This window comes from Kitasatospora fiedleri (assembly GCF_948472415.1).
GTDB classification, from domain to species: Bacteria; Actinomycetota; Actinomycetes; order Streptomycetales; family Streptomycetaceae; genus Kitasatospora; species Kitasatospora fiedleri.
On the sequence record NZ_OX419519.1, the window covers coordinates 1,492,498 to 1,511,380 of the forward strand.

General features: G+C 76.8%; 16 protein-coding genes and 4 pseudogenes. 17 read left to right on the forward strand and 3 right to left on the reverse strand.

Annotated features, from left to right (window positions below):
* Positions 1–22 precede the first annotated feature (22 nt).
* The 9 genes and pseudogenes from QMQ26_RS07240 to QMQ26_RS07280 all read left to right on the forward strand — a co-directional run.
* On the forward strand, positions 23–640 hold the full coding sequence (locus tag QMQ26_RS07240; protein WP_282205135.1) for a UbiA prenyltransferase family protein: 618 nt from the start codon (positions 23–25) through the stop codon (positions 638–640).
* Positions 637–2,310, forward strand: coding sequence for a class I adenylate-forming enzyme family protein (locus QMQ26_RS07245; protein ID WP_282205136.1), 1,674 nt, complete (start codon positions 637–639; stop codon positions 2,308–2,310). The genes QMQ26_RS07240 and QMQ26_RS07245 overlap by 4 nt, the downstream gene beginning before the upstream one ends.
* A gap of 138 nt (positions 2,311–2,448) precedes the next feature.
* Positions 2,449–3,800 (forward strand): annotated as a pseudogene (locus QMQ26_RS38175) (protoporphyrinogen/coproporphyrinogen oxidase).
* A gap of 291 nt (positions 3,801–4,091) precedes the next feature.
* Entirely contained in the window at positions 4,092–4,673 is a 582-nt protein-coding gene (locus tag QMQ26_RS07260; RefSeq protein ID WP_282205139.1) for a class I SAM-dependent methyltransferase, read from the forward strand.
* A gap of 550 nt (positions 4,674–5,223) precedes the next feature.
* Positions 5,224–5,769, forward strand: coding sequence for a CoA transferase (locus QMQ26_RS07265; RefSeq protein WP_282205140.1), 546 nt, complete (start codon positions 5,224–5,226; stop codon positions 5,767–5,769).
* Positions 5,685–5,996 carry a CoA transferase gene (locus QMQ26_RS38180; RefSeq protein ID WP_404814084.1) on the forward strand — a complete coding sequence of 104 codons (312 nt, stop codon included), beginning with the start codon at positions 5,685–5,687 and terminating at the stop codon, positions 5,994–5,996. Before QMQ26_RS07265 ends, QMQ26_RS38180 begins: the two co-directional genes overlap by 85 nt.
* Complete coding sequence (locus QMQ26_RS38185) at positions 5,972–6,373, forward strand: CoA transferase (protein ID WP_404814158.1); 402 nt, start codon at positions 5,972–5,974, stop codon at positions 6,371–6,373. Before QMQ26_RS38180 ends, QMQ26_RS38185 begins: the two co-directional genes overlap by 25 nt.
* Positions 6,374–6,522: 149 nt before the next feature.
* A complete protein-coding gene (locus tag QMQ26_RS07275; RefSeq protein ID WP_282206452.1) occupies positions 6,523–6,771 on the forward strand; it encodes a hypothetical protein in 249 nt (82 codons plus the stop codon).
* Positions 6,693–7,865 (forward strand): annotated as a pseudogene (locus QMQ26_RS07280) (class I adenylate-forming enzyme family protein); the annotation flags it as partial. The gene QMQ26_RS07275 and the pseudogene QMQ26_RS07280, both read left to right, overlap by 79 nt.
* Before the next feature lie 261 nt (positions 7,866–8,126).
* Here the strand turns inward: QMQ26_RS07280 and QMQ26_RS07285 are convergent.
* Together QMQ26_RS07285 and QMQ26_RS07290 are read right to left on the reverse strand one after the other, a co-directional pair.
* Positions 8,127–9,359, reverse strand: coding sequence for a DegT/DnrJ/EryC1/StrS family aminotransferase (locus tag QMQ26_RS07285; protein WP_282205141.1), 1,233 nt, complete (start codon positions 9,357–9,359; stop codon positions 8,127–8,129).
* A gap of 7 nt (positions 9,360–9,366) precedes the next feature.
* Positions 9,367–10,535, reverse strand: a pseudogene (locus QMQ26_RS07290) (DegT/DnrJ/EryC1/StrS family aminotransferase).
* 267 nt (positions 10,536–10,802) lie between these two features.
* Between QMQ26_RS07290 and QMQ26_RS07295 the strand changes: the two are divergent.
* The 7 genes and pseudogenes from QMQ26_RS07295 to QMQ26_RS07325 all read left to right on the forward strand — a co-directional run bounded on the left by QMQ26_RS07295 (position 10,803) and on the right by QMQ26_RS07325 (position 17,186).
* Entirely contained in the window at positions 10,803–11,885 is a 1,083-nt protein-coding gene (locus QMQ26_RS07295; RefSeq protein ID WP_282205142.1) for a Gfo/Idh/MocA family oxidoreductase, read from the forward strand.
* A gap of 478 nt (positions 11,886–12,363) precedes the next feature.
* Complete coding sequence (locus tag QMQ26_RS07300) at positions 12,364–13,083, forward strand: sugar phosphate isomerase/epimerase family protein (protein ID WP_282205143.1); 720 nt, start codon at positions 12,364–12,366, stop codon at positions 13,081–13,083.
* On the forward strand, positions 13,073–14,464 hold the full coding sequence (locus QMQ26_RS07305; RefSeq protein WP_318552207.1) for a M20/M25/M40 family metallo-hydrolase: 1,392 nt from the start codon (positions 13,073–13,075) through the stop codon (positions 14,462–14,464). The genes QMQ26_RS07300 and QMQ26_RS07305 overlap by 11 nt, the downstream gene beginning before the upstream one ends.
* A 175-nt stretch (positions 14,465–14,639) precedes the next feature.
* Positions 14,640–15,338, forward strand: a pseudogene (locus tag QMQ26_RS07310) (Ldh family oxidoreductase); the annotation flags it as partial.
* Positions 15,272–15,733: an Ldh family oxidoreductase gene (locus QMQ26_RS07315; RefSeq protein ID WP_282205144.1), complete on the forward strand. Its 462-nt coding sequence runs from the start codon at positions 15,272–15,274 to the stop codon at positions 15,731–15,733. The pseudogene QMQ26_RS07310 and the gene QMQ26_RS07315, both read left to right, overlap by 67 nt.
* Positions 15,730–16,743 (forward strand): Gfo/Idh/MocA family protein, encoded by a 1,014-nt coding sequence (locus QMQ26_RS07320; RefSeq protein ID WP_282205145.1) that lies wholly within the window; start codon positions 15,730–15,732, stop codon positions 16,741–16,743. The genes QMQ26_RS07315 and QMQ26_RS07320 overlap by 4 nt, the downstream gene beginning before the upstream one ends.
* Positions 16,740–17,186: a DUF6917 domain-containing protein gene (locus tag QMQ26_RS07325; protein ID WP_100835382.1), complete on the forward strand. Its 447-nt coding sequence runs from the start codon at positions 16,740–16,742 to the stop codon at positions 17,184–17,186. Before QMQ26_RS07320 ends, QMQ26_RS07325 begins: the two co-directional genes overlap by 4 nt.
* A gap of 178 nt (positions 17,187–17,364) precedes the next feature.
* Here QMQ26_RS07325 and QMQ26_RS07330 read toward each other — a convergent pair whose 3' ends face one another.
* Positions 17,365–17,904: an EF-hand domain-containing protein gene (locus QMQ26_RS07330; protein ID WP_282205146.1), complete on the reverse strand. Its 540-nt coding sequence runs from the start codon at positions 17,902–17,904 to the stop codon at positions 17,365–17,367.
* 335 nt (positions 17,905–18,239) lie between these two features.
* On the opposite strand from QMQ26_RS07330, the gene QMQ26_RS07335 reads away from it, so the two are divergent.
* Complete coding sequence (locus tag QMQ26_RS07335; RefSeq protein ID WP_282205147.1) at positions 18,240–18,725, forward strand: carboxymuconolactone decarboxylase family protein; 486 nt, start codon at positions 18,240–18,242, stop codon at positions 18,723–18,725.
* The last annotated feature ends 158 nt before the right edge of the window (positions 18,726–18,883 follow it).

Consider the following 18,883-nt stretch of genomic DNA (forward strand, 5'->3'; position numbering starts at 1 on the left):
AGCGCCAGGCGATCCGCTTCGGGTGGGCGGCGTCGCGGTCTGCGTGCTGTGCTGGGCGGCGGCCGTCGCGGCGGCGCCCGCCCGGCCCTGGTGGGCGGTGGCCGGGACGGCGGCGCTGGCGGTGTTCGGCTTCCAGTACACCTGGTGGCTGCGGATCAGCTACAACGGCTTCCAGGAGTTCTTCCTGGCGGCGCTGGGCTGGTTCTTCGTGCTGCCGCTGTACGGGCTGCTGACCGGGCGCTCCGACGGCTTCGCGGTGGTGCAGGCGCTGGTGTTCGGGCTGGGGCCGCTGCTGTTCGGCGTGTACTCCAACACCAACGACATCCCCGGTGACCGGGCGGTGGGGCGCCGGACCGCCGCGGTGCTGCTCCCGCCGCGCGGCAACGCGGCGTTCGTGGCCGGGTGTTCGGCGCTGGAGGCGGTGCTGCTGGTGGGCTCGGCGGTGGCCGGGTTCGCGCCGTGGTGGTTCCCGCTGGTGATGGCGCCGGTGATCGCGCTGCGGGCCCGGCAGTGGGTGCTCGGGTTCGTCCGGGGCGAGATCCTGCTCGCCCGCCGGCTGGGCATCCGCCTGCACCGGGTGTGCTGCGCGCTGCTGATCGGCACCGACCTGGCCCTCGTGGTGTTCGGCGGTGGGCTGTGAGCGGCGGAACGGCGAGCGGCGGGACCGCGGGCAGCAGGGCGCGGCGCGGCGGGACGGGGGCGCCGTTCGGGCGGCTGCCGCTCGACCTGGGGCCGCTGTTCGACACGCTGGCCGACCAACGGCCCTCGGTGGACGTCCGGTTGGGCCGTCCGCTGGACCTGGCGCCGGAGCGGGGCACCGTCTACGACACCGCCCGGGTGGCCGAGCTGGTGCGGGAGACCGCGGCCTGGCTGGTGGCGGCCGGGGCCGGGCCCGGGTCGTCGGTGGCGGTCGTCAAGCGCAACCACTGGGACTACGTGCTGCTGGCCTGCGCGGCGGCCCGGATCGGGGCGGTGCCCGCGCTGCTGTCGGACCGGGTGCCGCCGGACGCCCTGGGCGCGCTGCTGCGGCGGCTGCGGCCGGACGTGCTGGTCACCCAGCGGGACGTGCTGGGCGGGGCGCGGGCGGCCGGGGTGGAGCTGACCGGCCTGGCCGGGCGGACGGTCTGCCTGGACGGGCCGTCGCCGGGCACGCTGGCGGTGGACGAGCTGCGCGGCGGGCCGGTGCCGGGGGTGCGCACCCGCGGGGAGGACGAGCCGCTGGCGGTGATCCACACCTCGGGCACCACCGGCGTCCCCAAGCTGGTGGTGCACTCGACCCGGACGCTGATCCGGCGGCTGTCGGCGTTCGAGGCGCGGCCCTGGCCGGTGCTGTCGGTGCGCCGCACGGACACCGTGGCCAGCGCCGTCTCGTTCGCCCACGGGCGGGCGCTGACCTGGACGGTCAGCGCGTTCTGGCGGGCGCCGAGGACCGTCGCGCTGCTGCCGGACGCGGACCCGTCGGCGGCCGCCGCGCTGCTGCGCAGCCATCCGCCGACCGTCCTGGAGGCGCTGCCGTCGAGCTACGTGCGCTGGCAGCCGCTGACGGCCGGGGCGGGCAACCCGTTCCGGGACGTGCGGCTGTTCATCTCGACCTTCGACGCGATGCACCCGCCGACGGTGCGGGCGTTCCTGGACGCCACCCGGCGGCGGCGCCCGCTGTGGATGCAGGGGTGGGGGCAGAGCGAGACCGGGCCGCTGAGCTTCCGGTTCCTGACTCGGGGGGCGCTGGCCGGACCCGCCGGGCGGCACCCGACCACCCGCGACCTGGGGCGGCCGGTGCCCGGCTGGGTGCGGCTGAAGGTCGTCGACCCCGCGCGGCCCGGGCGGGCGGTGCGGCCCGGCGAGACCGGGATGCTGTACGCCCGCACCGGGGCGCTCTGCCTGGGCTACCTGGGCGAGCCGGAGCGCTGGGGGCGCAAGCTCGACGGCCGCTGGTTCAACACCGGGGACCTCGGCACCCGGACCCGCGACGGCCGGGTCTTCGTGCTGGACCGGGAGGTCGACATGGTGCCCGGGCTGAGCTGCGTCGAGATCGAGGACGTGCTGCACGAGCGGCTGCCGGACGTCGAGGAGGCCGTCCTGCTGTCGGTGGCCGACGGCCGCCCGCAGCCGGTGCTGGTCACCGCGGACGGCGGGCTCGACCCGGCGCGCTGGCGGGACGCGGTGCGCGACCTGCCGCCGCTGGCCGAACCGCTGGTGGTCGGCTGGGACGCGGTGCCGCGGACGGCCACCGGGAAGGTGCGGCGGCACGAGCTGCGGGCCCGGGTGCTGGCCGGCAGCACCGGGATCGGGACCGGGCAGTGGACGTGAACCGTGGTGGCGAGAGCGGGAGTTGAGACGGTGAGGGAGCGGAGCGCAGTGCACGGGGACGAGGGCGGGGCCGAGGTGGAGGTCGACGTCGCGGTGGTCGGGGCGGGGATCGCCGGGCTGGCCGCGGCGCACCACCTGGTGACGGCCGGACGGTCGGTGCGGGTCTTCGAGGGGGCGGACCGGGTGGGCGGGCGGATGGCCTCCAGCCGGGTGGACGGGTGGCTGCTGGACGAGGGCGCGGAGACCATCGCGGGGGCCGGGTACGAGGCGACCTGGGAGCTGATCCGGGCGGTCGGCCTGCCGGAGTCCGAGGTGCCCGTGATCGGGCCCGGGTTCGCGCTGTGGCGGCACGGCCGGGCGCACGCCCACCTCGGGCACCCGAAGGGGCTGCTGACCGGCGCCGGGCTGTCCTGGCGGGGACGCTGGGCGTGGCTGCGCTTCACCGCCGAACTCGCCACCGCCTGGCGCGGGTTCGACCCCGACCGGCCGGAGACCGCGCCCAGCCGGGACGCGACGCTCAGCGAGTTCTGCGCCGGTTCGCCCGGGCGGGAGGAACTGCTGGCGGCGATGCTGCAACCGCTCTCCGGCCACTGCTTCGGCTGGCGGCCGGAGAGCTCGGCCGTCGCCCCGATGGTGGCCACCCTGCTCTCGGTGGGCGCGCCGGGGCCCGCTGGATGACCTACCGGGACGGGATGGACACGCTGGCCCGCCGCCTGGCCGAGCGGCTGCCGGTGGAGCTGGGGCGCCGGGTGGTCGCCGTCCGGGAGCGGGCGGAGGGCGAACCCGGCGGCGTGCTGCTGGAGTTCGCGGACGGGGCCCGGGTCCGGGCCCGGCAGGCGGTGCTGGCGGTGCCCGCGCCGCTGGCCCTGGAACTGCGCGGGGCGGACCTCCCGGACCGGGAGCGGGCGTACCTGGCGGCGAGCACGTACACGCCGATGCTCAAGGTGGCCTGCCTGCTGGACCGGCCGCTGCCGAGCCCGACCGGGGCGCCGAGCTACGCGCTGTCGGTGCCGGAGGCGGAGAGCCGGGTGTGCACCGGGCTGATCCTCGACCACCTGAAGGCGGCCGGGCGGGCGCCCGCGGGCAAGGGGCTGGTCAGCGTGTTCGCCTCGCCGTGGCTCTCCCCCACGCTGCTGGACGAGCCGGACGAGCGGGTGGTGGAGACGCTCTGCGCGGAGGCCGAGCGCTTCCTGCCCGGCCTGCGGGCGGCCACCGTCCGGACGCTGGTGCACCGCTTCCCGCTCGGGCTGCCGCAGGGCGCGCCGGCGGCGGTCCGGGAGCGGGCCGCGTTCCTGGACCGGCCGACCCGGGCGGTCGAGTACGCCGGGGACTGGGTGATGCTGCGGCCGAGCAGTGAGGGCGCGGTGCGGTCGGGGCGGCTGGCGGCGCGGCGGGTGCTGGCGCACGCGGGCTCCGGTTCCGGTGCGGGTGTCACGGCGGGCGCGGGTTCCGGTGCGGGCGCGGGTGTCGCCGCGGTGGGGCGGGTGTGATGGGCGGGTCGGTGGCGGCGGCCGGGGTCGGGATCGAGGTCGGGCTGGGGGCAGGGGCGGGGACGCGGTCGGGCTGGGGGACGGGGACGCGGTCGGGGGGTCGTACCTGTTCGACAACGGGAGCGTGCACGCGGCCGGGCAGCACCGGTGCCTGGCGGCGTGGCTCGATCCGATCAGCGTCGGCGCGCTGCGGGCGGGCGGGGTCGGGCCGGGGATGCGCTGCCTGGACGTGGGCACGGGGGCGGGGAGCGTCGCGGTCTGGCTGGCCGGGCAGGTGGCGCCCGGGGCTCGGTGCTGGCGACGGACCTGGTGCCGCTGCCGGTGCCCGCCCGGTCCGGGCTGACGGTGCGGCGGCACGACGTGGTGCGGGACCCGCTGCCGGAGGGCGCGTTCGACCTGGTGCACGTCCGGCTGGTGCTCTCCCACCTGCCGGAGCGGGAGGCGGTGCTGGCGAAGCTGTTCGCCGCGCTGCGGCCCGGCGGGGTGCTGCACCTGCTGGAGTTCGACGCCGAGTACGCGCCGGTGCTCACCGTCCCCGACGAGCGGGACCGGGAGCTGTACGAGCGGTACCAGCGGGCGAAGTTGCGGGCCTTCCGGGCGCGCGGTTCGCACCAGGGCTGGGGCCGGGAGTGCGCCGGCGCGCTGGTGCGGGCCGGGTTCACCGGGGTGGAGGCGGAGGCCCGGATCGGCATGCTCGCGCCCGGGACGCCGCAGTTGGAGATGCAGCTGCACAACACCTGGCACCTGCGCGGGGCGCTGCTGCGGGAGGGGCTGACCGAGGACGAACTCGCCCGGCTGCGCGGGATGTTCGGCGACCCGCGGTTCCTGGCCTGCTCGAACGTGGTGTACGCGGTGCACGGGCGGCGGCCGTGAGCGGACCGGTGCTCGGCACCTGGCCGCGGCTGGCCCGGGAGGTGGCGGCGGGGCTGCTGCGCGCCTCCGGGGTGCGGGTCGCGAGGGCGGACCGCTGGAGGGCGAACTGCTGGAGGTCGGCGACGAGTTGGTCTGCCGGATCTCCTGGGCGGGCCCGCTGGGGCTGGCGGTCGGCAGCGAGGCGGACGTCCAGGCGGCCTGCGGGGTGATGCACGTGCACGGCCGGCGGTACGGGGCGCCCACGCCGCTGCGGGTGGACTTCGCGTCGGTGGCCGCCGGGGTGCTGGCCGCGACCGGGCGCGCTGGCGGCGCTGCGCGCGCGGCGGGCGGGCGCGGCGTACCGCGAGGTGGGCGTCTCGGTGGCGCAGGCCGCGCTGCTCGGGCTGGCGCAGTACCTGGCGGCGGCCACCGCCCCGGACCGGGAGGGCGCGGAGCCGGCCGGGACGGGCGGGCCGCCGTTCCGCGCGGCGGACGGGGTGTGGTTCGAGCTGGAGGCGCTGGCGGCGGACGGCTGGCTGCGGTTCTGGTCCGAACTGGGCGTCGAGCGGCGGTGGTGGGCCGCGCCTGGCTGCCGTTCCAGGCCCGGTACGGGACGGCGGCCTGCCCGCTGCGGGAGGAGCTGTTCGCGGCGGCGCGGGCGGTCGGCCACCGGCGGCTGGCGCGGATCGCCGCCGCGTGCGGGGTGGAGCTGACGGTGGCGGCGGCCCGGCCGACCGTCCTGGGCGGGATGCCGTGGCGGCTGCGGGCGGGCGGGGCGGCGGGGGCCGCCTCGGCGCCGTCCGCGCCGCCGACCCGTGGGCCGCTGGACGGCGTGACGGTGGTGGAGATCGCCCGGCGGGTCCAGGGGCCGCTGGCCGGACGGGTGTTGGCGCTGCTCGGGGCCACCGTGGTGCGGGTCGAACCGCCGGGCGGGGACCCGCTGCGCGGGGTGCCGCCGATGACGGCCGGCGGTGGCGGGCGGCGGACGGCGGGGCATCCGGCGGCGGCGGTGTGGCGGACGGCGGGGCGGCGGTGTCGGCGCGGTTCGCGGCGCTCAACCGTGGCAAGGGGGTGCTGGAGGCGGACCTGCGCGGTGCCGAAGGGCGTTCGGCGGTAAGGGAGTTGGTGCGGGGCGCGGACGTGCTGCTGCACAGCCTGGCACCCGCGAAGGTCGCCGGGCTGGGGCTGGACGCCGGGACGGTCGCCGCGCTGCGCCCCGGGCTGGTGTACGCCCAGGCCAGCGGCGGCGGGCCCGGGCTGAGCACCGACTACCCGTCCAGGCGCACTCCGGCCTGGCCGCACTGCTGGCGCCGGACGGGCTGCCGCCGCGCCCCACCCTGCTGACCGTCTGCGACGTGCTGGGCGGTCTGGTCTGCGCGGCGGGGGCGGTGGCGGCGCTGGAGGCCCGCGAACGGACCGGGCGGGGGCAGCACGTCGAGTCCTCGCTGCTGTCGGCGGCCCGGCTGCTGTGCGGCGCGGCGGGCGACCCGGGCGCGCCGGACGGCGGGGTGGACGGCGGGGTGGACGGCGGGGTGGAGGTGTGCACGGACCTGGGCGTCCTGGCGCGCGACCCGCGAGTGGCGGCGGCGTTCGAGTTCGGCGCGGACGGGTGCGCGTTCGTCCGCGCGCGCCTGGGAGTTCGGGACGTGAGGTGGCGGCGGGCACGGGCCCGGGGGTTCGTTGTTGGTCGGCGGATCGGTGAACGGGAGTGGTGGCTGTGACGTGGGTTTCGGTGGCTGGCGTGGAGTTCCCCGACCGGGTGGACCGGGAGGTGCGGGAGCGCTGGGTGGAGCGGGGCTGGTGTCCGGGGCGGGGGCTGTATGAGCTGTTCGCGGAGCGGGTGGCGGCGGACGGGGCGCGGGTGGCGGTGGTGGACCGGGGCGGTGAGCTGTCGTACGCGGAACTCGGTCGTCGGGTGCGGGGGTTGGCGGCGGGGCTGGCCGCGCGGGGGGTGCGGCCGGGGTCGGTGGTGGGGGTGAAGGTGCCCGCGGACCGGCGGGCCCGGTGGTGGATCTGGCGGTGGCGGCGCTGGGCGCGGTGGTGCTGCCGTGCACGCCAGGGCACGGGCGGCGGGACCTGCTGGCGGTGTGGGGGACGGCGCGGGTGGACGCGGTGGTGACGGCGCCGGAGTGGAAGGCGCTGGTGGACGGGCTGCGGCCGGACCTCCCGGACCTGCACGAGGTGGTGGTGCTGGACGAGGACCCGTGGCCGGAGCGGGACGGCTGGCGGCCGGCGGCGGTGGACCCGGAGGCCCCGGCCCGGATTCTGCTCTCCTCGGGTTCGGAGGCCGCGCCGAAGCTGGTCGCGTACTCGCACAACGCCCTGGCCGGCGGGCGCGGGCGGTACGTGGAGCGGGTGCTGGAGACGGCGGACGGCGCGCCGCCGCGGGTGCTGCTGCTGGTGAGCCCGGCGACGGCGTATGGCTCGCTGGCGGTGGTGGCGCTGGTGCGGTGCGGGGCGACGGTGCTGCTGCTGCCGGGCGGGGAGCGGTTCGATCCGGCGGGGGCGCTGGCGGCGGTGGGGCGGTGGCGGCCGACCCACCTGGCGGCGGTGCCGACCATGCTGCGCCGGATGGCGGAGCGGCCTCCCGCGCCGGGTGAGGACCTGTCCTCGTTGCAGGCGGTGGTGTCGAGTGCGGCGGCGCTCTCCCCGGCGGTGCTGGGTGCGGCGCTGCGGCGGTTCGGCTGTCCGGTGGTGAACGTGTACGGCGCCAGCGACGGTCTGAACTGCCACGCGCGCTGGGACGATCCGGACGGCGACGTGCTGCGGGTGGGGCGGCCGGACCCGCGGGTCGCGGAGTTCCGGGTGTGCGGGCCGGACGGGCGGCCGGTGCCGGCCGGGGTGCCGGGCGAGTTGCAGGCGCGCGGGCCGATGTCGCCGCTGTGCCACGTCGGGGAGCCGGAGTTGGACGCCCGGCTGCGGGTGGACGGCGGCTGGGTGCGCTCCGGCGACCGGGGGGTGCTGGAGGCGGACGGCTCGCTGCGGGTGCTGGCCCGGATCAGGCAGACGGTGAACCGGGGCGGTGTGTCGATCTCCACCGCGGAGGTGGAACAGCTGCTGGAGGGACACCCGGAGGTCGCGGAGGCGGTGTGCGTGCCGGTGCCGGACCCGGACCTCGGGGAGCGGATGTGCGTCTGCGCGGTGCCGCGCGGCGCGGGGCTGGAGCTCGCCGAACTGACGCTGTTCCTGGCCGAGTTGTGCGGCCTGGAGCGGTACAAGCTGCCGGAGCGGCTGGTGGTGCTGGAGCGGCTGCCGGTGGGCGCGTCCGGGAAGCCGGACCGGCGGGTGATCACGGAGCTGGCCGCGGCGGCCGTACGCGACGCCGGGGCCGCGGCGGACGGTGCCGCGGAAGACGGTGCCGCGGGGGGCGGGCCGTGGGGGTGGCGGCGGGCTGAGGAAGGCGTCGGTCGGTGGGCGCCGCCGCACGGTCGGGGCGGCGGCGTCCACCGGGGTGCGGGGGGACGGTGGCGCCGGTCAGGCCGGGAAGGTGAGGACGGCGGTGGTGATCCGTTCGACCTGGGCGTCCGTCAGGTGCGGGTAGACCGGGAGGGACAGGCACTGCCGGGCGGCGCGTTCGGCGTTCGGCCAGTGGCCGTCGGCGGGGGCGGCGTGGGCGAAGGCGGGCTGGTGGGGCAGCGGCTGCGGGTAGTAGACGTGGCTGTCGACGCCGTGCGCGGCCAGGTGCCGCCGGAGGTCGTCGCGGCGTTCGGCGAGCAGCGTGTAGACGTAGTAGCAGCGGCCGTCGGTGCCGGGCGGGGGCGGAAGGACGCCACGGGCGGCGAGCGGGGTGAAGTGCGCGGTGTAGTGGGCGGCGATCTCGGCGCGGCGGGCCAGCCGGGCGGCCAGGCCGGGGTGGCGGCGCAGTTGGAAGGCGGCGAGGACCTCGTCGAAGCGGCTGTTCAGGCCGATCAGGTGGTGCCGGAAGCGGTGCACCCCGTCCTGGCCGTGGTTGCGCAGCATCCGTACGGTGCAGGCGAGTTCGCGGTCCCCGGTGACCACGACGCCGCCTTCGCCGGGGCCGCCGAAGGACTTCACCTGGACGAAGGAGAAGACGCCCGCGTCACCCCAGGTGCCGGCCGGGCGGCCGTCCAGGACGGCGCCCTGGGCGACCGCGGAGTCCTCGATCAGGCGCAGGCCGTAGCGGGTGGCCAGGGCGCGCAGGCGCGGCATGTCGGCCATCACGGAGAACAGGTGGGCGGGCATCAGCGCCCTGGTGCGCGGGGTGATCAGCGCCTCGGCCGCGTCCGGGTCCATGACCAGGGCGTGCGGGTCGACGTCGGCGAACGCCGGGGTGGCGCCGACGCCGAGGACGGTGTTGGCGAGCGGGGCGCAGCCGAAGGCGGGGACGACCACCTCGTCGCCGGGGCCGATGCCCAGGGCGCGCAGGATCAGGGTGAGTGCGGTGGTGCCGCTGCCGCAGGCGATGACGTCCTCGGTACCGAGGTCGGTGCGGAGCAGGTCCTCGAAGCGGGCGGTGCGCTCGCCGAGGATGAAGCGCTGGGCCGGGTCGGTGGCGACCTCGTGGACGGTGTCGAGCAGCAGTCGGCGGTCGTCCTCGAACAGGTCGGGCGGGAAGAACGGGATGGTGGCGGCGGCCTCGGCGGTGCCGGCCCGGGTGGTGCCGGTGGCGGTGGTGCCGGTGGTCCCGGTGCCGGTGGTTCCGGTGCCGGTGGTTCCGGTGCCGGTGGCGGCGGTGCTGGTGGTCATCGGCGGGTCAGCGCTGCTTTCCGTGCTGGAAGTCGCGGACCAGGTCGCTGACCAGGTCCAGTTCGTGGTCGGCGAGGTCGGGGTAGAGCGGCAGCGCGAGGGCGCGGTCGCAGGCGGCTTCGGCGTGCGGGAACTCGCCCGGGCGGTGGCCGAGTTCGGCGAAGCAGGGCTGGAGGTGCAGCGGCGTCGGGTAGTAGGTCTCGGTCTGGACGCCGTGCCGGGCGAGGTGGGCGGCGAGTCCGTCGCGGTGGTCGGACTCGATCAGGTAGACGTACCAGACCGGGTCGGTGGCGGCGTCCCGGGCCAGGACGGTGGGCAGGGTGAGGCCGGGGGTGCCGGTCAGGCGTTCGGTGTAGCCGGCGGCGAGGGCGGCGCGGCGGGCGATGTCCTGGTCGGCGCGGCCGAGTTTGGCGAGCAGGACGGCGGCCTGGATGTCGTCCATCTTGCTGTTGGTGCCGAGCAGTTCGGTGGGGCGGTTGATGGTGCGGAAGTCGTCCAGGGTGCGGCCGGTACGGCCGTGGTGGCGCATCGCGGAGACGGCTTCGGCGAGGGCGGGGTCGTCGGTGAGGACGGCACCGGCGTCGCCGATCGCGCCGAGCGTCTTGGTGGGGAAGAAGGAGAGCACGCCGCCCGCGCCGTGCAGTCCGGCGTGCACGCCGTCCCAGCGCATGCCGAACGCCTCGGCGCTGTCCTCGACGACGGTCAGGCCGTGCCGGTCGGCGAGGTCCAGCAGGGCGCGCAGGTCGGCGAGTTGGTGGAACAGGTGGACCGGCATGACCATCCGGGTGCGGTCGGTGCGGACGGCCTCGACGCTCGCCGGGTCGAGGCAGTAGCCGAGCGGGTCGATGTCGGCGAAGACCGGGCGGCCGCCGGCCAGCACCACCGAGCTCGCCGAGGCGACGAAGCTGTAGGCGGGGACGATCACCTCGTCGCCGGGGCGCAGTCCGGCCGCGCGCAGCAGCAGGACAGGGCGTCGGTGCCGCTGTTGACGCCGACCACGTGCCGGGCGCCGGTCCAGGCGGCGAGGGCGGCCTCGAACTCCTCGACCTTCGGGCCGTGCGAGTACTTGCCGCGGTCCATCAGGTCGTCGAGGTGGCGCCGGGTGGTGGGCCAGAGGGATTCGAAGGTCTCGACCTGGGTGAAGAAGGAGACACCCGGGGAAGTAGTGGCACCCATGAAGCTCTCATCGGATGGTGTGGATCGAGCGGACGGAAAGGTCCGTGCCCGAATCTGCCGGGCACCCGAATCTATGCCGACCGGGCCCCGTCCACCCGGCGTGGAAGGCCGGTTCACTCCTTCGAATGGCCTTTCCGGTAAGCGATTTGACGACGGAACGGATCGTCGCCGAAGTGCTGGTTGAATACCGGGCGAAGAAGCACCGAAGCGACCCGGAAGGAATGACGCCCCGCCATGCCGAACGGACTCGGGACCTTACTCGTCGGAATGGGACGGGCCGGACACGGACTCCACCTCCCGGTGCTGCGCCGCCTGCGCGCCGAACCCGGCACCGCCCGGCTGTTCGCGGCCGGTCCGGTCCTGGCCGTCGACCCGTACCGGCGCCCCGGGGCCGCCGCCGACCTGCGGCCGACCACCCTCACCGAGGCGGCCCGGCTGCTCGACCCGGACCGCACCGTCGTCCACCTGTGCACCCCGCCCACCGAGCGGGCCGCCGCGCTGGACACCCTCGGCCGGCTCGGCTACCGCCGGGTGCTGCTGGAGAAGCCGGTGGCCGCCGACAGCCGCGGTCTGGACGAGTTGCTCGCGCTGCGCGACCGGTACGGGCTGGACCTGGTGGTGGTCGCCCAGTGGCTGGGCAGCCGCCTCACCGGTCGGCTGCGCGCGCTGCTCGCCCAGGACGCGTACGGGCCGCTGCGCACCATCCACGTCGTCCAGCGCAAGCCGCGGTTCTCCCGCTCGCTGGCCGGGGACGGGCACCCCACCGCGTTCGACGTCGAACTGCCGCACTCGCTCGGCCTCTGCCTCGCACTCGCCGGGCCCGGCGAGGTGACCGGCGCGGGCGGCAGCGACATGGTGGTCGACGGCCGGGTGCTGCCCCGACTCGGCACCGCCTGGCTCAACCTCCAGCACCACGGCGGGGCGTGGACCCGAATCCGCTCCGACCTCACCTCGCCGGTGCGCGAGCGCCGGGTCACCCTGGAACTCGCCCGCTCCACCCTGATCGGCCACTTTCCCGGCAGCGAGGCCGACGCGTACGCCCGGCTGACCGTCATCGACCACGAGGGCGAGCGCACCGAGCTGCTGCACGACGACGCGCTGGGCGACTTCCTGGCCCAGACGTACGCCTACTACGCGGCCGACCTCGGCGGGACGGCGGCGGGCCCGGGGCGGCGGCGGGCCCACCCCGACCTGGCGGTCAACACCGAGGTGGTGCGGCTGCTCGACCGCGCCAAGGCGATCGCGGCGGGCGGCGGCGGGTCCGGTGGGGGCGGTGGGGGCGGGTCCCGGGGCGGCGAGGGCGGCGGTAGGGCCCGGAGCGGCGGGGGCCGGGCGGTGGCGGTCCGGTGAGCGCCTTCCGCAAGGGCGGCCGGACCGGGCGGCGACGGACGGCGCGGTGGCGGCGGGCGAACCGGACGCCGGTGGCCCGGCGGGCGGTGGATCGGACGCCGGTGGCCCTGCGGGCGGCCGTCCGGTTCGGCGGCATCGGCGACGAGGCCGCGCCCGACCTGGCCGGGCAGCTCGACGCCCTGGAACAACTCGGCTGGAGCGAGCTGGAGTTGCGCACGGTGGACGGAATCTGGATCGCCGACCTGCCGATCGGGCAGGTCACCGCCCTCGCCCGCACCCTGCGGCGGCGGGGCATCCGGGTCTGCGGCCTCGCCTCCCGGATCGGCAACTGGGCCTCCGACGTCACCGCCGACCACGGGCCCGAGGAACGGGAGCTCGGCGCCCTCGCCGAGCGCGCCGCCCTGCTCGGCACCGACCGGGTCCGGGTGATGTCCTACCCAACGGCACCGGCCTGCCGGAGGCCGAGTGGCGTCGGCGGGTGCTGGAGCGGATGCGCCGCATCGCGGTCGGCGCGGGCCGCGGCGGCCTGGTCGCGCTGCACGAGAACTGCGCGGGCTGGGGCGGGGCCTCGGCCGAGAACGCGCTCGACCTGCTCGCCTCGGTCGACAGCCCCGGGCTGCGGCTGCTGCACGACACCGGCAACGGCGCGGCGTACGGCTACGACGGGTTCGAGCTGCTCCGCCGGACCGTCGGGCACGTCGACCACGTGCACCTCAAGGACGCCGTCGGCCGCGGCGAGGACACCCGGTACGTGCTGCCCGGCGCGGGGGACGCCCGACTCGCCGAGTCACTGCGGCTGTTGACCGCGCGCGGCTGGCGCGGGGTGTGGTCACTGGAGCCGCACCTGGCCACCCGGCCGCACCAGGGCCTGGCGGCGGACGGCGGCACCGACAGCGGATTCGTCGCCGCCGGACGGGCGTTGACCGCCCTGATCGAACGCGAGGTGCTGCCGCACTCCCCTGGCTGGCGGCTCGTCCCGGGCGGCCTGGTCCGGGACGCGCCGGTGCCCCGCGCCACGGACGGGCGGTTCACGGACGAATGGGTCGCGGACGGGCGGCACGCGGACGGGCGGGAGCCGGACGGGCGGAAGCTGGACGGACGGGAGCCGGACGGGCGGAAGCCGGACGGACGGGAGCCGGACGAGCGGGTCGCGGGTGTGTCGACGGCCCGGGAAGGCGCGGTGCCCGATGCCCGTTGAGCCGTTGCCGTCCGGGGCGGGGGTGGTGGAGCGCGCCCCGGCGGCCGACCAGGTCGGAGCGGAACTCTCCTCGGACGAACGGGAGTTGCTGCTGGAGCTGCTGCGGCTGCCCACCGCCGGGCCGCTGGAGACCGGCCCGGGCGCGCCGCTGCCGCTGCTGCCCGAGGCGCTGGGGGTGTACGCGCGGGCGGCGGCGGGCCTCGGGCTGGTGGAGCTGTACCGCGGTGCGCCCGGCCCGGACCAACTCGACCGCCCCGGCGTGCCGTTGACGGTCGAGCGGGCGGTCGCCGAGGTGCCCGGGTTCCTGGCCTGCCAGCCGAGCCTGGTGCTGCGCCTCGGGCCGGAGCTGCCCCGGGCGGCGACGGTGATGTTCAACGTGCACCTGGACACGGTGGCCGGGGCGGAGCCGGTGGGGTTCGACGGGCGGCGGTTCACCGGGCGGGGCGCGATCGACGCCAAGGGCCCGGCGGTGGCGCTGCTGGCCGGCCTCCGGGCGGCGGTGGCGGCGGAGCCCCGGGTCGGGCGCGAGGTCGGGGTGCTGGTGCAGGCGGTGTCCGGCGAGGAGGGTGGCGCGATGGGCGTGTTCGGCACCCGTCCGCTGGTCGGGGCCGGGTACGTGGGCGCGCTGAACGTGTTCTGCGAGCCGACCGGCCTGCGCTACCTGCCGCGCGCCACCGCCGCCGCCACCGCCCGGCTGCGGGTGCGCGGCGAGGACGCGATCGACGACTGCCCGGGCGCGGGCCACAACGCAACGGTGCTGCTCGGCTTCCTCGCCCAGCACCTGGCACGGGAGTTGGGCCGCCTGGCCGGCCCGCGCGACCCGGTGTGCGTGGCGGGCCTGGGCACCGGCCCGCTGCACAACCGGGTCTACGGGAGCGGCGAACTGCTGCTCAACCTCCCCTACCGGGACGCGGACTCGGGCCGCCGGATGGAGGCCGCGGTCGAGGCGGCGGTCCGCTCCGGGCTGGACGCGTTCCGCCACGGGTTCGCCGGACTGCCGGAGTTCGCCCGGACGGCCGCCGACTGCGCCCGGATCACCCGGCTGGACTGGCCCAAGCGCGGCCTGCCGGTCCTGGACGGCCGGCACCCGGGGTTCGAGGACCTGCTGACCCGGCGGGCCGGCATCCCCGGGTGCCGGACGGGGAACCGGCCTTCACCTGCGACGCGATCTGGGCCGCCGACCTGCCGGACGACTCGTTCACCGTGGTGCTCGGCCCCGGCGACCTCGGCGCCAACCGGGCGCACGCGGCGGGCGAGTTCGCCGAGGCGGCGCAGCTCGACGCCTTCGCCTCGGCGGTGGCCCGGCTGCTGGTGGCCTTCGCCCGCCACCGCCCCTGAGCCGTCCGCCCGCTCCGGCGCCCACCCGCATTCCTGCTGGTAGCCCCGCTCGAAGTCCTGACCGAAGTTCCGTTCGACGTCCTGCTCGACGTCCTGCTCGAAGCCCTGCTCGAAGCCCTGTCTGGAGGCTGTTCCCCGTGACCACCGTGGCGTCCGCGCCCCGTGCCGCCGGTACCGTCCGCGTCCCGTACGCCGATCTGATCCGTTTCACCACCGAGGTGTTCACCGCGCACCGGCTGCCGCCCGAGCGGGCCCGGGCGGCGGCGGAGGCGCTGTGCTACGGCGACGCCGCCGGGATGGACTCGCACGGGCTGGCCAATCTGGGGCGGCTCTACCTGCCGCTGCTGGCGGAGGGCCGGGCCGATCCGCTGGCGGAGCCGGAGGTGGTGGCGGACCGGGGGGCGGCGGTGCTGGTGGACGCGGCGGGGGCGCTCGGGCTGTGGCAGGCCGGGGCGGCGATGGAGCTGGCGGCGGAGCGGGCCGAGCGGCACGGGATCGGGCTGGTGTCGGTGCGCCGGGCCACCCACTTCGGCTGTGCGGGCCACCACGCGGCGCGGGTCACCGGGCGCGGGATGATCGGGCTGCTGGCGTCGAACTGCGGTCGGCAGCGGATCGCCCGGCCGCCGGGCGGTGCGGTGGCGCTGCTGGGCACGAACCCGTGGAGCGTGGCCGCGCCGGCGGGTGAACTGCCGCCGTACGTCCTGGACATGAGCACCACGGCGGTGCCGACCGGCCGGGTCCGGGCGGCGGAGCGGGCGGGTCGGCCGATCCCGGAGGGGTGGCTGGCGGGGCCGGACGGGCGGCCGGTGACCGATCCGGGCGCGTTCGACCGGGGCGAGGCGCACCTGCTGTGGCTGGGGTCGGGTGCGGGCGGCGAGTTCAAGGGCTTCGGGCTGGGGCTGATGGTGGAGGTGCTGGCGGCGCTGCTGCCGGGGCGGGGCTGGGCCCGGAGCCGGCCGCGCTGGACGGGGACGGGCGGCCGTCCGGGCGGGACGACGACATCGGCGTCTTCGCGCTGGCGATCGCCCCGGCGACGCTCCGGGACGCCGGGCAGGTGGCCCTGGACGCCCGGACCCTGTTCGGGACGGTGCTGGACTGCCCTCCGGCGGAGGGGAGTTGCGGCCCGGTGGTGTACCCGGGCTGGCACGAGGCCCGGCGCACCGCCGAGTCGCACCGCGACGGGGTGCCGCTGGCCGCGCCGCTGCTGGCCGAACTCGCGTCCATCGCGGCGGAGTTCGGTGTTCGGCCGGTGGCCGGAACAGCGGCCGGAACGGCGGCGGGAACGGTCGCGGGGACGGAGGGCGGGCGGTGAGCGGGCTGCGGTTCGGGGTGGTCGGGCTCGGGGTGATCTCGCGGTTCTACCTGGACGCGCTGGAGCGGGTGCCGGGGGTGGGGTTGGCGGCGGTGTGCGACCGGGACGCCGCCGTGCTGGAGCCGTTCGGCGGCCGGGTGGCCCGCTTCACGGACCACCGGGAGCTGCTGGCGGCGGGCGGGCTGGACGCCGTCGTGGTGACCGTCCCGAACGACCTGCACCTGGCGATCTGCCGGGACGCGCTGCGGGCGGGCCTGCCGGTGTGCGTGGAGAAGCCGCTGGCGCTGCGGGCCGCGGAGGGCGAGGAGTTGGCGGCGCTGGCGGCCGAACGGCGGGTGCCGCTGTTCACCGCGTTCCACCGGCGGTACAACGCGGCGGTGCGGGAGCTGTGCGCGGCGCTCGCCGACCGGCCGGTGCCGGTGCGCTCGGTGACGGTGCGCTACTTCGAGCGGATCGAGGAGCACGTCGGCCGGGACCGCTGGTACCTGGACCCGGAGCGGTGCGGCGGCGGCTGCGTCGCCGACAACGGCCCGAACGCGTACGACCTGGTGCGGCTGCTGGCGGGCCGGATGGAGCTGTCCGGCGCGCGGGTGGTGCGCGACGGCGGCGGGGTGGACCGGTACGCGGAGCTGGAGCTGGCCGGGGCGGACGGGGTGCGCGGCCGGATCGAGCTGGACTGGTCGTACCCGGGCGAACTCAAGGACGTCACGGTGGAGTCGGCGGACGGCTCGGTGCTGCGGGCGGACCTGCTGGCCGGGCACGCGGGCTTCAAGCAGTCGCTCTGGCACGAGTACGAGGGCATCGTCGGCGCGTTCGCCGGGCTGCTGCGCGGCGAACGCGGCGGAACGGACGGCTCGACGGACGGCTCGACGGGCGGCGCGGCGGACCGGGGCCCGGACGGGGTGGACGCGCTGCGGGTGGTCGAGGCGGCGTACCGGGCCGGGGCCGAGGGCGAGTTCGAAACCGGGGCCGGGGCCGGGACGGCGGCGCGGGCGGAGGTGCGCGGATGATCCGGGAGCGGGCGGCGCTCTTCCCGCAGCGGCCGCCGGTGCGCGAGAACGGGCCGAAGCGGACGGTGACCGGCACGCTGGTGAAGGTGCTGCTGCACAGCCGGACGGAGCGCGGGATGAGCCTGGAGCCGTTCGCCAGCCGGTGCGTACGGGCGGGCGAGGTGCACGAGTTGGTGACCACCGACCAGCGGGACACCGCGGCGGGGGCCCGGATCGACCGGGTGGGTTTCCTGGGGTTCGCGGAGATCGCGGTGGCCGGAGTGCTGGACCGGGGCGACGAGGTGTTCGTCGGCGAGCACCGGGTGGGCACGGTGCTGGGCTTCGACGCCTGCCACTTCCCCAACCACTACAACGTGCTGATCGCGGCCGACCGCCTGCTGACCGGGGAGTCGCTGGACCTGCGGCCGGAACTGCCGGTGCGGTTCGTCCCGGCCGGGGGCTGACCGGGCCCGGTCGACGGCGGAACCGGACCGGAACGGCGGCAGGGCCCGGAGCGGGGGGCGCCATCCCCGTTCCGGGCCCTTCGGGCGTCAGCGGCGACCGTCGGCCGTCAGCGACCGTCGGCCGTCAGTGGCCGTCGGCCGGGCCGATCAGGCCGACCGGCGCTGTCGTACCGGCTGTTCAGCGGCCCAGCAGCGGGACGTCGAGGTCGCCGAGGTGGTAGGCGCGCACGGCCTGGACCAGCTCGTCCACGGACAGCTGGCCGTCGCCGTTGGCGTCGATCCGGGCGAAGGCGTCCAGCGGGTTGACGTCCTGGACGCCGATCGCGTCCAGCCAGGACTTGAACTCGGCCGGGTTGACCTGGCCGTCGCCGTCCACGTCGACCAGCTCGACGATGGCCTGGATGGTCGGCGTGACGACGCGGCCGAAGCCGGCGCCGCCGTTCTCCAGGATGTGCTCCTCGGCGATGTGGTTGAACTGCTCGGGGGTGAGCGCGCCGGTCTGCTCGTCGATGCCCGCCTTGTCGGCGAAGAAGCCCCACATGCCGAGGTAGGCGTCGGTCAGCGCACGGGCGGCCGGAGTGCCGGGGGCCTCGCCGAAGGCCCGCAGGATGCGCTGGGCCTCGGCGTCCCAGTCGGCGCGGTCGATCTGGCCGTCGCCGTTCACGTCCCAGAGGTCGAAGCGCTTCTGGGTGCGGTCGAGCTGCACGGAAGTGGTCATCGCGGAGTTCTCCAGTGTGGGTCCGGTGCGGGCGTCGGCCGGCCCAGGGACAGGACCGGCGGGCGCCCGGCAGTGCTTTCGGATGAGCCGTCACACAATCGGTGCGGCAACGGAACGTCACCCTACCGGGACACTGAGCGACGGATCGCACACGTGCGGCCAACCGGGTGACCCGATCGCTTCGTTGACGTCGCATCACCTCTGCGGCCCTTGAACGGGCGCTCCCCCGCCACGATTTGGGGATACCGTCAACTGTTTCGACAGCCGCCTCCCGAGTGGGTGATCCGGCCGTTCTCGGCCCGGTCCGGGCGCCGGTCGGCCCCTACGCTCGAAGGATGACCGAAACGCTCCCGCAGCTCCCCGCCGTCCCGCCGCTCCCGATGACCGAGTTGGGCCCGCAGGCGTTCGCCGCCGTGCACGCCCTGCACGGGGTGGTGGAGGAGGCCGCGGCGGCGGCCGGGCTGGAGCCGCCGCTGCTGGAACTGGTGCGGCTGCGCTGCTCGCAGCTGAACGGCTGCGTGTACTGCGTCGACCTGCACACGACGGCCGCCCGGAAGGCGGGCGAGCGGGACGAGCGGCTGGCGCAGCTGGTGGTGTGGCGGGAGTCCGAGCTGTTCACGCCCCGGGAGCGGGCCGCGCTCGCCCTGGCCGAGGCGGTCACCCGGCTGACCGACCGGGCGGAGGGCGTCCGGGCCCGGCGGGCCGCGTCGGCGGTGCTGTCGGAGCCGGAGGCGGCGTTCGTGGCCTGGGCGGCGACCGTGGTGAACACCTACAACCGGATCGCGGTCACCTCCCGCCCGGTGGCGGCCGGGACGCCCTGACCGGCCCGGGCCCGGAGCGCGGCAGCCCCCGCAGACCCCGGGCCGGTTCGGGCCGGTTCGGGCCGGTTCGCCGGAGACCGGTGGCAGGTGCAGGCTGGAGGGATGGCGACGGACTTCGACGGCTCCCCCTCCGACTTCGACGGCCCCCGGCCGGTCGG

What these genes read in the sequence shown, in the direction of transcription:
- QMQ26_RS07325 (WP_100835382.1), top strand. Translation starts at nt 16,740, where the DNA reads ATGATCCGGGAGCGGGCGGCGCTCTTCCCGCAGCGGCCGCCGGTGCGC.
- QMQ26_RS07295 (WP_282205142.1), top strand. Translation starts at nt 10,803, where the DNA reads ATGGGACGGGCCGGACACGGACTCCACCTCCCGGTGCTGCGCCGCCTG.
- QMQ26_RS07305 (WP_318552207.1), top strand. Translation starts at nt 13,073, where the DNA reads ATGCCCGTTGAGCCGTTGCCGTCCGGGGCGGGGGTGGTGGAGCGCGCC.
- QMQ26_RS07285 (WP_282205141.1), bottom strand. Translation starts at nt 9,359, where the DNA reads ATGACCACCAGCACCGCCGCCACCGGCACCGGAACCACCGGCACCGGA.
- QMQ26_RS07330 (WP_282205146.1), bottom strand. Translation starts at nt 17,904, where the DNA reads ATGACCACTTCCGTGCAGCTCGACCGCACCCAGAAGCGCTTCGACCTC.
- QMQ26_RS07335 (WP_282205147.1), top strand. Translation starts at nt 18,240, where the DNA reads ATGACCGAAACGCTCCCGCAGCTCCCCGCCGTCCCGCCGCTCCCGATG.